Genomic DNA, 14382 nt, shown 5'->3' with positions numbered 1-14382 from the left:
CATAGTTGACCATGCCAGGTCGATCCCCCCATCGGCCCGGCACCGGCTGTATAACAGCAGCCCCCATGTCGTCCCGGCGCCGCTCTTGCCCCCCATACAGCGGTGTCGGGACTTCCATGTTTAAGGCCCGTTCCGCGGATCATGCTGCGTTGAACGCACGACGGCGGCACCCACCCAACGCCGCTTCTCGCCTTTCGTTGGCGGCGCCGTCGTCGACTCCCCCGGCTTCAAAATCTCCGGGAGCGTCAGCCAAACACCCGCAAAAGCTCCGGGAGCGTCAGCCAAACACCCGTAAAAGCTCCGGGAGGGTTGGTGGTCAGGCGCAGTAGATCCATCGGGAGCCACCGGCTGACTCGAGCACCACCGAGACATCCGACGTGGAGACTGAACCGTTCGCGAACGTTGCCGTCATGCGGATGACCACGGTGTTCATGCCTGCGCTCTTGGCAAAGATGTCATTGTCCACAGAGACCCATTCGTTGCCGTTTTTCACTGCGCTGGCGGTGTCCGGTGCGGAGAAGGTACCGTCCGGTCGGCTGGCTGCGTAGGTGAGCGTCTTCGGCGTGCTGGGCAGCGAGTAGCTCAGCACGATGTAGCGGTTGAACCAGACGTTGGAACAGCCGGTATCGAACGCGGGACCGGGCCAGGTGGTGGAGGCCGTGACCGTCATGGTGGCCGCTGCGCTCTGCTGCCACAAGGCCGACGCCGGTGCGCCGCCGATGCCCAGCAGGACTGTCAGGATGAAGGCGCCCACGGCCAGGGCCGCGCCGGGCAGCTTCCGCAACTTCGGCATTACCGCACCTCAACAGAGTTGGCAGCGGCGCCAGTGTCAGTAGCCTCAGATTCAGTGCGCGTCTTGCGGTTCTTGCGGACGGAGGTGAACACCATGATGGCGCCGTAGCCGATGAGGCCGGCGGCGGCCAAGGTGGTCCAGGTGTCGCGGTCTGCGTTGCCCAGGGCGTTGGCGGCGAAACCCACGTAGGGAACGGCGTAGAACAGTTTGCCCTTGACCTGCATGGCGCGGACGGGCTCGGGATCGTTGGCGCCGTTGTTGTCGCCGCGGGTGATGATGGTCTTTTCGCCGTCTTGGGTGGCGCCGAAGCCCACGATGCGGTGCGTTTCAACGTCGGGGCGTCCCGAGTAGAGCTGGAAGGTGATGACGTCGCCGTACTGCAGGGTGTCGAACGCGGCCGGCTTCATGACCATGAACGTGCCGGGCGGGAACTTGGGTGCCATCGAGTTGGTCAGCACCGTGTAGGTGTGCGATCCGGTGGCGAACGGCAGCACGATCAGAACGGCGGCGGCGAACAGCGCCACCAGCATGGCGGCCATGCTCAGGCTGCGTCCGACGGCGGCCAGGATGCCGCCGCTCTTTTTCTCGCCGGCAGCGTGCTTGCCGGAGCGCTTCGCACCAGCGGTGTCAGGCGCACCAGCGGAAACGGCGGGGACCAAAGAGGGATCAGGAGAAGAGACCGGAGCCTCAAGCAGTTCAGCAGCCACCGGGCACCCCGCACAACTGACGGGCGGTCATAGGAAGCGTGATGTTCACGGCTTGTCCTTTCACGGTGGAGGGTGCTGAGGTGCTGAGTGCTACCTGGAAGCAGAAGACGGTGGATCCGGCTTTGGGCGTTGCTGGGGAGGTGAGGCCGGCGGTACCGATTGCGGTGTAGCCGGTGCTGGTGGCGCATTCTGCTGTGGAGGCCGCGATCTTGGCCGTGACGCTGAGGTACTGCGCCAGTGTGCCACCGGCTGCGTTGGCCACGGTGGCGGGTCCTGCGGTGGTGGCGGTGTTGAAGGTGCCGCCGGCGTTGGTGTTGTTGGTGACCACCACGCCGGCCTGGACGGTGTCGCCGGGCTGGAGTGCCGCCGTCGGGCCCAATGCGAGGGCTGCCGACTGGCCGGATGCCAACGTCATGTTGGTGCTTTGGCCTGAGGTTGCGGCGGTCATGGCGACGTCGAACGATGCGGAGCTGATGGTTCCGGGGGCCGTGACGGCGTTGGCGCTCCAGAGTGCGTAGGTTCCTTGGACGGTGACCAGGCCCAGGATGACTGCTGCGGCGATGAGTGCTGCCGCCTGCAGTGTGCGCTTGACGCGCATGGTTCCTCCTGGTGAAAGTTCATTGTCCTGCCGGTGGGCGGTCGAAGCCGCCCACCGGGGGTAAGTCAGGTGAAGCAGGGTGCGCCTGTGTTAGAGCAGGCCAGCCTTGCCAGCCACTACCTGCTGCAGGGTGAACTTCACGTTGCCGAAGTTGTAGCTCTTGGTGACGTCGGCGCGGTTGGCCGTGCTGGAGAGGAATTCGAAGGAGATGGTGGCGGTGACCTTCTGGACGGCGGAGTTGGGGCCCAGGTTGTTGGTGACGGCCACGCCGCCGATGGTCAGTGCCGGGGCGGAAACTGCAACGTTGGCGGGGGTGAAGCCGTTGACGGCGCCGACGCCTTCAGCGACGATGCTGGCGGCCATCTTGTCGCCGGTCAGGGTCACGTCCACGTCCTGGGTGAAGGTGAGCTTGTCGCCCGGGACAACGCGGTAGGCGCTGATGTCGGCGATGGTGGTGCCGGCGCGGTCTTTCCAGACGCCTGCGGCGGTCTTGACGACGTTCAGGTCGCCGGAGACGATGGTGCCCGGAGCTGCGGTGGCTTCTGCGTTCCAGGCTGCCAGCGTTCCGCCGCCGCCCAGCAACAGTGCTGCGCCTACGGCGATGGCTGCGGTTCCCTTGATCATGGTGCTGTTCTTCATGGTGTCCCCTTTATAAGTTCTTGGTGTGTGGTTTGCTGCTGAGAACTACTTTGCACAGCGAAGATCAGGACCAAGTAGGGGTTTGCGTCAGGGTTAACTCAAGGTTCTCTCAAGCTTCCATCAGGTGAGAAACCGCATGTCAGAAGCTTGCTGATGGTTCAGCAGCGGTCATTCGGATTGGTTCAGGGCAGGGCCCGCGGCAGCTCGCCGGCGGATCCAGCCGCCAGCTGTGCAACCACCAGGCGCGCCGTCTCCCGGTCCCCCAGGATCCGGAAATGCCCAGCGGCGGCGAGTTCGATGTTCGTGGCGCCCGGCAGCACGCTACCCTCCGGAATATGCGGATCGAACACGCCGTAAAGGGACGTGATCCGGCTGTTGATGGCCTGTTCCCGCGTCATCCGGAGGGTCAGCGCGTTGCGGGGCGAGAAGATCCGAAGGCTTGGCAGCAGCATGAACCTGGCGTAGCGGGAGCCGGAGAACGGGGTGCAGATGGCCACCATCCCGCGGATTCGCTGCTCGGGATCCAGCCGAAGCATGGCGAACTTGCCGATCAGGCCGCCCTTGCTGTGGGCCACCAGCATCACGTCCCGCAGGCCCGCCTCCTCGAGGTGCCGCGCTACGAGCTGTGCCGCCGCGGGCACCCGGAGCTTGTTGCGCTGAAGGACGGTGACCACGTGGACGGGATGGCCTGCGTCGTGAATTGCCTGGATCAGCGGGAGCATGAACTGCCAGTTCTCGTACACGCCTGGAATGATCACCACCGGCCGCAGGTGCCCCTGGTGAAACGACTCCGGGCTCACCCGCGACGCGATCCCCCGCAGCTGCCAGCCGGCCGCGTAGGCGTAATCGGCAAGCCACCATGTGGCCTTCTGCAGGAACATTCGCGGTTCGCCCATGGCTAGTAGTTGCGCCGGTGCCGGAGCCGGGGAATGACGACGGCGAACACGGCCGCCGCGGCGAACCCCAGGATCCCGGTGGCTGAGATCCCCGCGCCCAGGGTAGCGATCGCTGTCACCCCGGAGAGGAGCACAGGTCCGCCGGTGGATCCGGCGTCCGCCATGAACCTCCACAGGCCAAGGAACTGGCCGCGGCCGCGATCCGGGGAGAAGTCCGCGCCCAAGGTCATCACCAGGCCGGAGCTGATGCCATTGCCGAAGCCGATCAGGAGCGCCGCCAGCAACAGGCCAACAAAGGACCCCGTGAGTGGAATCAGCAGCAGTGCCAGGCCCATGAGCAGCGTGGACGGGATGGCCACCCACTGCCGGCCTTTGCGGTCCATGAGTTTGCCGGCCGGGTAGAAGACCAACATGTCGATGGCGCCGGAGAGCCCATAGATCAGGGACGCCTGGGTGGCGTCCATCCCCAAGTGGTCGGCCCAGAGCGGGATGACCACCTGGCGGGACGATCGCAACGCGCTGAGCAAAAGAATCCCCACGCCGAGGGAGAGAAAAACCCGGGCGTGCGACACCGCAACACTGCGCAGCGTAGGTTCCGGTCCGCCGTCGGGCCCCTGGGTACCTGGCGTATAGGCCAAGTCAGGAATGGTGAGCGACAGGAAGGCCGCGGCAACCAGGGCGCCCACGCCCACCCAGTAGGCGGCAGAGATCCCGCCAAACTGCATGGCCAGCGCGCCAGCAAACGGGCCAATAAAGATGCCAATCCGGTTCACGCCGCCCAGGGTGGACAGGGCCGTGGCGCGATGCTGCACGGGGACGGCCTCCGTGAGGTACTTCTGCCGCGCCAGGCCAAAGACACTGCCGGACATCCCGACGACGAGCATCGCGGCAGCCAACAGCCACAAACCACCGGGAAGCACGGTGCTGAGGGCGGCCACGGCCAGCGCCACAGCCCCGGCAGCGGCGGCGCCCACAATCGACCAGCGCTCGCCGTATTTGAGGGTCACCAGTGACGCGGGCAGATTGAAGAACCACGCGCCCAGCCCCATCAGGGTGACGATCAATGCTGCAAGGGCAACGGAGGCACCCAGATCCCGAGCAGTCAGGGCCACCACCGGCAGAATGGCTCCCGTCCCGGCACCGTACAAAAGCGTCGGACCGAAGGCGGCAACGGCGATGCTGCGTAGGCTGAACGGGGGTGGGTCTCCGGGAACTGTCATCGTGTTCATCCTATGGCTGCGGAGATGGCCAACCCGGCATGACGTCAGGCAGGCAGGCGCGGCTCGCTGGTGAGCAGGGCGCCGATGATGCTGTCCGAAAGGTGATCCAGGAGCTGCCGGGGACTGTCGTAGATTTCTGCAGCACCGGCGTCACGCAATTCGCCTGCACTAATTCCGCCGCAGGTCAGGGCGATCGCCTGGATCCCGAGCGCCGCAGCAGCCTGCACGTCCCACACAGCGTCACCCACGAACACGGCGTCTGCCGCATCGATCTTCAACTTTTCCAGGCAGGCCACCAGGATGTCCGGATCTGGCTTGCTCGCCTCGGCGTCGCCGGAGCTGGTCCACGCATCAATGACGTCACGCGCTGCCAGTACTTCCATGGATGCGTCGAGGTCACGCTGCTGCGCGGATGAGGCCAGCCCCACAGCCAGCCCCGCCTGGGAGCAGGCAGCCAGAAGGTCCCGGGCACCGTCGAAGGCTCGCAACGATGGCCAGAAGGTGGAGAAGACGGCACCATGGGTGGTCAACAACGACTCCTGCGTTGCGTCGTCGCACTCCGGCAGGAAATGCTGGACAAGCTTGTCGCCGCCCATCCCCACGCAGCGATGCAGGGCGGACATGGGAATGTCGTGGCCTTCCCGGCGGAAAGCCTGCCACCAGGCCAGGGCGTGGAGGTAACTGGAATCGACCAGGGTTCCATCGACGTCGAACAGCACTGCGCGCCGGGGTGATGGGGTCATCGTTATGGGTGCCTTCCGTTGCGGTTTTCTGGGCTGGACGTGGAAGCCTGCCACGGGCGCGAACTGAACTACCGATGCGGCCCATGTCGTCGCCCAGGCGCTGCGCCATCAGTTCCACTTAATTAGTAAGCATACTGTCCTTATTTGAGGCTACACCCGCGCACGCAGCGGCGTCCCGACTTCGGGTGTCCCCGGTTCTCAATGACCTCTTGACAGGCCTCAACTAACGCGCGTAACCTAAGTCACAGATTCTTGGTTACGCGCGTTACTAGTAGCGGATCAGGATCTACAGATGATCACCACCTGGCACCCGCCAGCGTCAAAGAAGACCGGAGCGTTTAATGGCGAAGAGCACAGCGTCCCCATCCGCCGCAGCAGTGCGGCAGCGGGGCGTCACCATGAGCGATGTCGCCAAGCATGCTGGCGTCTCCCGGACCGCTGTCTCGTTTGTGCTGAGTAACCGCGAAAACACCAGCATCTCCGAGGAAACCCGGGCCCGTATCATCGAGGCCGTCCAGGTGTTGGGCTACCGACCCAACGCCGGCGCCCGCGCCTTGGCCTCCCGGCGCAGTGACTGGTACGGGATTGTCACCGAGATCGTCACGGCACCATTCGCCGTCGACGTCATCAAAGGCGCCCAGGACCAGGCCTGGTTGGACCGCAGGTTCCTGCTCATCGCCCCTTCCGACCAGGCCGATGCCGTAGGACCCAACCAAGGCCTTGAGGACGCCGCAACCGAAAAGCTACTCGAACAGCGGGTGGAAGGACTGCTGTACGCGGCGACGTTCCACCGCGGTGTCCATGTACCGGCGAGCGCGCAGGAGGTTCCCACCGTCCTGATCAACTGCTTCGACGCGGACGGGAAACTACCCTCGATCGTCCCGGACGAGCGCGCAGGTGGACGGGTCGCCGTCGAACGCCTGCTCCGCAGCGGCCACCGCCGCATCGGAGTGATCAACCTGGATCCGGACATTCCGGCTGCTGTGGGGCGTTTGGAGGGTGCGCGTGACGCGCTCACCAGCGCCGGACTGGAGCTGGACCCCGACCTGGTGGTAGCCGGATATGCGACGGCGGACGGCGGCTATGAGGCAGCCTGCCAGATCCTTGACCACCCGGACCCGCCCACGGCGCTGTTCTGCCTCAACGACCGCATGGCGACGGGCGCTTACGACGCCATCAAGGAACGGGGACTGAGAATCCCCGACGACATAGCTGTGATCGGCTTCGACAACCAGGAACTGATTGCGGCCTACCTCAGGCCCAAACTGACCACCGTTGCGTTGCCGTTCCAAAAAATGGGTGCCCTGGGCGTCCAGACACTCAACGCTCTGACAGCAGGACAGCCGATCCTTGCCGACCAGCAATTGGTCGACTGTCCGCTGCTAGAACGCTCTTCGGTCTGACCGCGAAATCATTCGCCGAAGAGCAACCCCTTACCCACCCCTTCACCTTGCAGATGAAGACAGGAAAGAGATAACCATCATGACACAACCCCGATTGCTCAGGGCTGCCCGGATCACGGCCACCGGCCTGGCAGTAAGCGCACTCTTGCTGACCGGCTGCGCAGCCAACGTCAACAAGACCAGCGGCAGCGACGCCGCCGCGAGCGCATTCCTCACCATCCCCCGCGAAGACATGGGCACGTTCGTCCAGAACTTCAACCCGTTCGCACCGACGGTCAACCCCATGGTCCAGCAGTCCATCTACGAATCGCTGCTGATCTTCAACCCTGCCAAGGGCGATACGGTGCCGTGGCTCGCCACCGAGTGGAAGGCCGCCGACGACGGCAAATCCATCACGTTCACCCTGCGCGACGGCGTGAAATGGTCCGACGGCCAGCCCCTGGTGCCCGAGGACGTTGCTTACACGTTCGAACTCCAGAAGAAACTCAAGGGCGGTTTCGAATACCTGGACACCGTCACCGCGGACGGCAACAAGGTCACCTTCAGCTTCAACAAGCCCTGGTCCCCGGCCCTTTACGACGTCGGGCAGCTCTCCATCCTGCCCAAACATGTCTGGTCCACCCTTGCGGACCCGGAAAAGGACGCGAACGCCAAGCCTGTGGGCACCGGACCGTACACCGAGGTGGACAGCTTCCAGGCTCAGTCCTTCGTTCTGACGAAGAACCCGAATTACTGGCAGCCGGATAAGCAGAAAATCGCTGGCGTCAAAATGCTGGCCTTCGCCGGAAACGACGGCGCTAACCTCGCCGCAGCGAACGGCGATGTGGACTGGGCGCCGCAGTACATCCCCAACATCGAAAAAACGTTCATTTCCAAGGACAAGGACCACCGCCAGTACTGGTTCCCGCCCACGGGCGCCATGATCAACTGGCAGCTCAACACCACCAAGGCACCGTTCAATGACGTGGATGTCCGCAAGGCCTTGAGCATGGCGGTTGACCGCGATCAGGTCACCAAGATCGGCATGAGCGGCTACGCCCAGCCAGCTGACTGCACCGGGCTCTCCGGCAACTATGAGACCTGGAAAAACACCCAGGTCAAGGACAACTGCACGTGGACTAAGTTTGACGTGCAGAAGGCCAACGATCTCCTGGACAAGGCCGGCTACGCCAAGGGAGCTGATGGGAAGCGCACGCTGAAGGACGGAAAGCCTTTCGAGTTCAAGATCTCCGTGGGAGCTACCTCGTCTGACTGGCTGTCCGTGGCCAACGTGATCTCGCAGAACCTCGCCGAAGTTGGCGTCACTGCCAAGGTGGACTCACCGGACTGGGCCGCCGTCGTGGCGGGCTACGAAAAGGGCGACTTTGATTCAGGCATCGTCTGGTCCGCCAACGATCCCAGCCCTTACAAATACTTCAACGCCACCATGGGCTCGGCAACCGTCAAACCGGTAGGGACCTCGACGTTCGATAACTACCACCGCTTCGGCGATCCCAAGGCTGATGGCCTGCTGGCCCAGTTCGCGGCCGAAACTGACCAGTCAAAGCAGAAGGATATCGCCAACAAGCTCCAGGAAGAGTACAACGACGCCGCCCCGTTGGTGCCGCTGTTCTCCGGCCCGGAGTGGGGTGCCTTCAACGACACCCGTTTCACCGGCTGGCCCACCCAGGACAACCCCTACGCGACCCTCTCGGTCCGTGCACCCACCACCGTCCTGGTCCTGACCACGCTCGAACCCCGCAAGTAGCGGACCTCCACCACACTCTGCACGCCCGGTCCGCCGTTGTTGCCGCCGGGCGTGCAGCCCCACACTTTCCGCAATTCCCGAATGGAGGGAAACCGTGCGCTTCATCCTGCGCCGCCTGGGTTTCTACCTGATTGCCTTCTGGGCATCCATCACCCTGAATTTCCTGCTCCCGCGCTTTATGCCCGGCGACCCCGTCTCCCGCATGTTTGCCCGCACCCAGGACAGGATGCAGCCCGAACAAATCGAAGCTCTCCGCAAACTCCTGGGCGTGGACGACCGTCCCATCTGGGAGCAGTACTTCGGCTACCTGCACAGCATGCTCACCGGTCAGATGGGTGTCTCCATCTCCCGATTCCCCACCCCGGTCACGGAAGTCATTTCCGCCCAGATCGGCTGGACGCTCCTGCTCGGCGGAACCGCCCTGGTGATTGCCGCCGTCGTGGGTAACCTGTTGGGCATCCTCGCGGCCTGGCGGCGCGGCGGGGCCATTGACTCGGCGCTTCCCCCGCTGCTGGTCTTCATTGGCTCGTTTCCCTACTTCTGGCTGGCCATGGGCGCGCTCTACCTCTTCGGCGTGGTCCTGGGCTGGTTCCCGATCCGGCACGCTTTCACGGACGGCCTTGAACCCGCGTTCACCTGGGAGTTCATTGGCGATGTAGGCGCCCACCTGGTGCTGCCGGCCTTGACGATCGTGCTCGTCTCCATTGGCGGTTGGATGCTGGGCATGCGGAACACCATGATCGCCACCAACTCCGAGGACTACATCACCATGGCCGAGGCCAAGGGACTCCGCCCGGGCCGCATCATGCTCCGCTACGCAGCCAGGAACGCCATGCTGCCCTCCGTCACCAGCTTCGGCATGGGCCTGGGCTTCGTGGTGGGCGGTGCGCTGCTCACCGAAGTGGTGTTTGCCTACCCCGGCGTTGGCTACCAACTCCTCAACGCCGTCCAGGGCCTGGACTACCCCCTGATGCAGGGCCTGTTCCTGACCATCACGGCCGCTGTCCTGTTGGCCAACTTCCTGGTGGACATTCTCTACGTCCGCCTCGACCCGCGCGTGCGCAGCAACTAAGGGCCCACCATGACAACTTTCATCGAGAACACCACCCCGGAATCGGCCACGGACCAGGCACCCGTTGCCCACCGTCCGCGCCCGGTCCGGCAGAAGCCAAAACGCAGCTTCATCCACGGCCTCATCACCAACAAGAAGGCCCTTGTGGGCATGACCCTGATGGTCGCCTTCATCGCCGTGGCATTGCTGGCGCCCTTCCTGTTTCCGGGAGATCCGTCACGGATCACTGCCTTGGCATCCCAGGAGCCATCGCCGGAACACTGGCTCGGCACCACGGCCAAAGGCCAAGACGTCCTGGCCCTGACCGTCCACGGATCCCGGAGTTCCCTGTTCGTGGGGCTGACAGTGGGCCTGGCCTCCACCTTCATCGGCATCCTGGTGGGCCTCGCGTCAGCCTATTTCGGCAAGTTCATCGACGAATCGCTGTCCTTGCTGACCAACGTCTTCCTGCTCCTGCCGGGCTTGCCGCTGCTGGTCATCTTGGCGGCGTTCCTGCCTACGGGCCTGGGAACCGTCATCCTGGTCCTGGTGGTCACTGGCTGGGCTGGTTCGGCCCGGGTGCTGCGCTCCCAGGCCCTGTCCATCCGATCAAAGGACTTTGTGGCTGCGGCCGTGGTTACCGGCGAGCGCGCCGGCCGGATCATGTTCCGCGAAATCCTCCCCAACATGGCCTCGATCGTGATGGGCACCCTGCTCGGCTGCGTCATCTACGGCATTGGCGCCCAGGCCGGACTCGAGTTCCTGGGCCTCGGGGACGTCAGTACCGTCTCGTGGGGCAACAACCTCTTCTGGGCAGGCAACGAAGGAGCGCTACTCACGGGCAGCTGGTGGGTCTTCGTGCCCTCCGGTGTCTGCATTGCCCTGGTTGCGTTCGCCCTGGCCCTGATCAACTACGCCGTGGACGAAGTCACCAACCCCCGCCTGCGGAAAATCAAAGCCCCCAAGACAACTGAACGGAGCGCCGCCAAATGACCGTCTCCCAAGTCTCCTTCGGCTCACACCAGCCGGTCCTTGAGGTCAAGGACCTCACCGTGAAGTACATCGGTGACACCCGCTCCACCACCGCCGTGGACCGCGTCTCCTTCAGCATTGGCACCGGCGAGGTGTTCGGCCTGGCTGGAGAGTCAGGCTGCGGGAAGTCGACCATCGCCAACTCGATCATGCGCCTGCTCAAGGATCCCGCGGAAATCGCCGGCGGCAGCATCTCCTTCGGCGGCCGGGACGTGCTGGCCATGAGTCCCGAGGAGCTCCGCCGGTTCCGCTGGCAGGACGTGGCCATGGTGTTCCAGTCGGCCATGAACTCGCTGAACCCGGTGATGACCATTGGCGAACAGATCGTGGACATCTTCACCACGCATGCCGGGTACTCCCGCAGGGAGTCCTTCAAGCGTGCCGGTGAACTGTTGGAGCTGGTCAGGATCGATTCCGGCCGGCTCAAGTCCTACCCGCACCAACTATCCGGCGGCATGCGGCAACGTGCGGTGATTGCCATGGCCGTGGCCCTGAAACCTTCGCTGTTGATCCTGGATGAGCCCACCACAGCGCTGGACGTGGTGGTGCAGCAGGAGATTATGGCCCAGATCAAGGACTTGCAACGCGAGCTGGGCTTCTCCGTCCTGTTCATCACGCACGACATGTCCCTCATGGTGGAACTGTCCCACCGGATGGGCGTCATGTACGGCGGGCGGATTGTGGAAACCGCCAAAGCGCAGGACGTCTACGCCCACCCCCGCCACCCGTACACCCAGGCCCTGATGGGTGCGTTTCCGCCCCTCACCGGTCCGCGGGTCCCGCTGACAGGATTGCCCGACGGCGTGAAGTTCCGGAACATCCCGGACCTCACCGAGGTGGCGCCCGGCCATTTCGTCGCCCCCACGGCCGCCGTCGACTCCCCCATTCCCGCAGCATCCCTGGAAGGAGCCACACCATGAGCACCACCCTTCCCACGTCACCCGTGAGCCCACCAGCCGTCGAGGTCCCTGCCCTGGAAATTCGTGGCCTCGGCAAATCTTTCCCCATCGGCGGGCTGTTCTCCCGGCAGTCCGTTCGGGCACTGCACCAGGTGGACCTGACCATCGGCCGCGGCGAAATCGTCGCCCTCGTCGGGGAATCAGGGTCCGGCAAAAGCACCTTGGCCCGCTGCGTGGCCCGGCTCGAAAAGCCGAGCTCAGGCGCCATCCTGCTTGACGGCGTCGACGTCCTCCACCGCGACCGGTTCCAGGCGTCCCGGTCCTACCGCGCCCAACTGCAGATGGTTTTCCAGGACCCGTTCGGCTCCCTGAACCCGGCCCACAGGATCGAGCACTTCCTGCGCCGTGCCCTGGCGATCCACCACAAGGGCACGGGGTCCGAGGAGGACACCCAACAACGCTTGGCTGAGCTGATGACCACCGTGGGACTGCAGGAAGACATGCTGAACTCCTACCCGCATGAACTTTCCGGCGGCCAGCGGCAGCGCGTTGCCATTGCCCGCGCCCTCGCTGTGGAGCCGCAGGTCATCCTGGCCGATGAACCGACGTCCATGCTCGATGTCTCGGTCCGCATCGGCGTCTTGAACCTCATGCGCAAGCTCCGGGACGAACAAGGCATCTCCATGCTCTACATCACCCACGACCTCGCCTCCGCCCGCTACCTGGCCGACCGGACCGCCGTGATGTTTGCGGGTGAGCTCGTGGAGGAAGGGGAGTCCTTGGACTTACTGGCCAATCCAGCGCACCCCTACACCCAGCTGCTGGTCTCTGCCGTGCCTGATCCGGCCCGGGCGGGATCCTACGATCCACTGCAGCGCGCCAGGTTGCGGGAGGCCGTCATGTCCTCGACGCACTGCGCGTTCGACGGCGATCCGGACCAGGCCTGCTCCGCAGCGGAACCCGTCCGGCACCAAGTGGGGGATCCAGAAAACCGCCACTGGGTGCGCTGCCACTTGTATCGGCCGCTGGCCGGAAGCGGCGGGCACGCCCTGGCAACCGAACCGAAAGACAAGTTGACCTCCGCATGACCGAAATCATCCATCCCCTCGCCACCGTTCCCCAGGACCAGTTGCTGGCCCGCGCCGAGGCTGACCCCCTCCGGCCCCGTTTCCACTTCGTCTCCCCCGCCGGCTGGCTCAACGACCCCAACGGCGTCAGCCAATGGAACGGCACGTACCACCTCTTCTACCAGTACAACCCCGAGGGCGCGTTCCACCACGATATTCAGTGGGGCCACGCCACCAGCACTGATCTGGTGACCTGGACTGACCAGCCAGTGGCCCTGAGCCCTTCAGCGGGGCCAGATGCCGACGGCTGCTGGTCAGGGGTACTGGTCAACGACAACGGCATCCCCACCCTGGTGTATTCGGGCCGGGTGGACGGCCAGGAACTGCCCTGCCTTGCGGTGGGCACCCCCGATCTCAGGACCTGGTCCAAAGATCCAGCGAATCCGGTCATCGCAGCCCCACCGGCCGGCGTCGAGATTACCGCGTACCGGGACCACTGCGTCTGGCGGGAAGGGGCCACTTGGCGGCAGTTGGTGGGATCGGGGATCCGCAGCCGCGGCGGCACGGCGTTCCTGTACGAGTCCGCTGATCTGCGGTCCTGGGACTACATTGGGCCGCTGTTCATCGGCGACGCCGCCCAGGGAGACCCCGCGGACACCGACTGGACCGGCACCATGTGGGAATGTGTCGACCTGTTCCGGGCGGGACAGGGATCGCTCGGATCTGCGTCCACGGACAACTCGCCGGATGTGCTGGTTTTCTCGGCCTGGGACGACGGCGATACTCGGCACCCGCTGTACTGGACCGGGCGCTACGCCGGGAACTCCTACGTCCCCGGGGACCTGCATCGGCTGGACTATGGCGGGCGATTCTTCTACGCACCACAGTCCTTCCTGGACGAATCCGGCCGCCGGATCATGTTCGGCTGGCTGCAGGAAGGCCGCAGCGACGCCGCAATGGTGGAAGCTGGCTGGTCCGGGGTGATGAGCCTGCCCCGCGTTACGTCCCTCGCCGCTGACGGCAGCCTGACGTTCGCCCCCGTACCGGAGCTGGCGAATCTTCGCAGTAACCACGTGCACGTGGGCGGGATGGAGCTGGTAGCAGACGCTGCGCCCGCAGTATCCGCTGTCTCGGGAAATCAGCTGGACCTCGAACTCCATTTCCAACTGGCTCCGGGTGCTTCCCTGCGCCTCGAGGTACTTGCCACCACGGATTCCAGCGAAACCACAGTGATCGAGGTCAATCGCGAGGCCGGCCCTGATTCCCATGGCACCCTGCGGCTGGACCGCACCAGGAGCAGCCTGGACCCCACCGTGGACGTGGAAGAAAAGTCCGGCCCCATCCCCATGCCGGCGGGCAAGGTGCACCTTCGCGTGCTGGTTGATCGGTCAGCACTCGAAATATTCGCCAACGGCAAACCCCTCACGGCCCGTGTCTACCCCACCCTGCACGGCAAAGAGGTCAGCCTGGCAGCCGCCGCAGGGACGGTTCAGCTGCAGTCGCTGGACGCCTGGACCATGGCCGACATCTTCACCGACAGCCGGCAGCTCCACCCCTGACACAGCAGCCCCACTTCGCAGCCACCAC

At 64.7% G+C, this 14382-nt stretch carries 14 protein-coding genes; 7 read left to right on the top strand and 7 right to left on the bottom strand.

The features are described from left to right. Window positions 1-316: 316 nt before the first annotated feature. From PSET11_RS07135 to PSET11_RS07105, 7 genes are all read right to left on the bottom strand, one after another. Window positions 317-793 carry a hypothetical protein gene (locus tag PSET11_RS07135; protein ID WP_124091410.1) on the bottom strand — a complete coding sequence of 159 codons (477 nt, stop codon included), beginning with the start codon at window positions 791-793 and terminating at the stop codon, window positions 317-319. Continuing rightward, the gene (locus tag PSET11_RS07130; protein ID WP_377947156.1) at window positions 793-1500 is read right to left on the bottom strand and encodes a signal peptidase I; all 708 of its coding nucleotides are present in this window, start codon (window positions 1498-1500) and stop codon (window positions 793-795) included. Before PSET11_RS07130 ends, PSET11_RS07135 begins: the two co-directional genes overlap by 1 nt. Next, window positions 1490-2098, bottom strand: a complete 609-nt coding sequence (locus PSET11_RS07125) for a hypothetical protein (RefSeq protein WP_124091409.1) — start codon at window positions 2096-2098, stop codon at window positions 1490-1492. Before PSET11_RS07125 ends, PSET11_RS07130 begins: the two co-directional genes overlap by 11 nt. Window positions 2099-2188: 90 nt before the next feature. Next, window positions 2189-2737, bottom strand: coding sequence for an alternate-type signal peptide domain-containing protein (locus PSET11_RS07120; protein WP_124091408.1), 549 nt, complete (start codon window positions 2735-2737; stop codon window positions 2189-2191). Between the two features lie 182 nt (window positions 2738-2919). Then, window positions 2920-3633, bottom strand: coding sequence for an esterase/lipase family protein (locus PSET11_RS07115; protein WP_124091407.1), 714 nt, complete (start codon window positions 3631-3633; stop codon window positions 2920-2922). Between the two features lie 2 nt (window positions 3634-3635). Continuing rightward, window positions 3636-4853: an MFS transporter gene (locus PSET11_RS07110; RefSeq protein ID WP_124091406.1), complete on the bottom strand. Its 1218-nt coding sequence runs from the start codon at window positions 4851-4853 to the stop codon at window positions 3636-3638. A gap of 44 nt (window positions 4854-4897) precedes the next feature. Continuing rightward, complete coding sequence (locus tag PSET11_RS07105) at window positions 4898-5596, bottom strand: HAD family hydrolase (RefSeq protein WP_124091405.1); 699 nt, start codon at window positions 5594-5596, stop codon at window positions 4898-4900. Between the two features lie 341 nt (window positions 5597-5937). On the opposite strand from PSET11_RS07105, the gene PSET11_RS07100 reads away from it, so the two are divergent. The 7 genes from PSET11_RS07100 (at window position 5938) to PSET11_RS07070 (ending at window position 14354) form a co-directional block, all read left to right on the top strand. Then, entirely contained in the window at window positions 5938-6999 is a 1062-nt protein-coding gene (locus tag PSET11_RS07100) for a LacI family DNA-binding transcriptional regulator (protein WP_124091404.1), read from the top strand. Window positions 7000-7078: 79 nt separating this feature from the next. Then, the gene (locus tag PSET11_RS07095) at window positions 7079-8746 is read left to right on the top strand and encodes an ABC transporter substrate-binding protein (RefSeq protein WP_124091403.1); all 1668 of its coding nucleotides are present in this window, start codon (window positions 7079-7081) and stop codon (window positions 8744-8746) included. Window positions 8747-8840: 94 nt separating this feature from the next. Further along, window positions 8841-9818: an ABC transporter permease gene (locus PSET11_RS07090; RefSeq protein WP_124091402.1), complete on the top strand. Its 978-nt coding sequence runs from the start codon at window positions 8841-8843 to the stop codon at window positions 9816-9818. 9 nt (window positions 9819-9827) lie between these two features. Then, window positions 9828-10790, top strand: a complete 963-nt coding sequence (locus tag PSET11_RS07085) for an ABC transporter permease (RefSeq protein WP_238989068.1) — start codon at window positions 9828-9830, stop codon at window positions 10788-10790. Beyond that, a complete protein-coding gene (locus PSET11_RS07080; RefSeq protein WP_124091401.1) occupies window positions 10787-11749 on the top strand; it encodes an ABC transporter ATP-binding protein in 963 nt (320 codons plus the stop codon). The genes PSET11_RS07085 and PSET11_RS07080 overlap by 4 nt, the downstream gene beginning before the upstream one ends. Beyond that, window positions 11746-12816, top strand: a complete 1071-nt coding sequence (locus PSET11_RS07075) for an ATP-binding cassette domain-containing protein (RefSeq protein WP_124091400.1) — start codon at window positions 11746-11748, stop codon at window positions 12814-12816. The genes PSET11_RS07080 and PSET11_RS07075 overlap by 4 nt, the downstream gene beginning before the upstream one ends. After that, window positions 12813-14354, top strand: coding sequence for a glycoside hydrolase family 32 protein (locus PSET11_RS07070; protein ID WP_124091399.1), 1542 nt, complete (start codon window positions 12813-12815; stop codon window positions 14352-14354). The genes PSET11_RS07075 and PSET11_RS07070 overlap by 4 nt, the downstream gene beginning before the upstream one ends. The last annotated feature ends 28 nt before the right edge of the window (window positions 14355-14382 follow it).

The sequence above is a fragment of the Arthrobacter ulcerisalmonis genome (genome assembly GCF_900609065.1).
Lineage (GTDB): Bacteria > Actinomycetota > Actinomycetes > Actinomycetales > Micrococcaceae > Arthrobacter > Arthrobacter ulcerisalmonis.
Note: the sequence above shows the minus strand (reverse complement) of the source record. Positions and strands in the feature narration are given on the sequence as shown.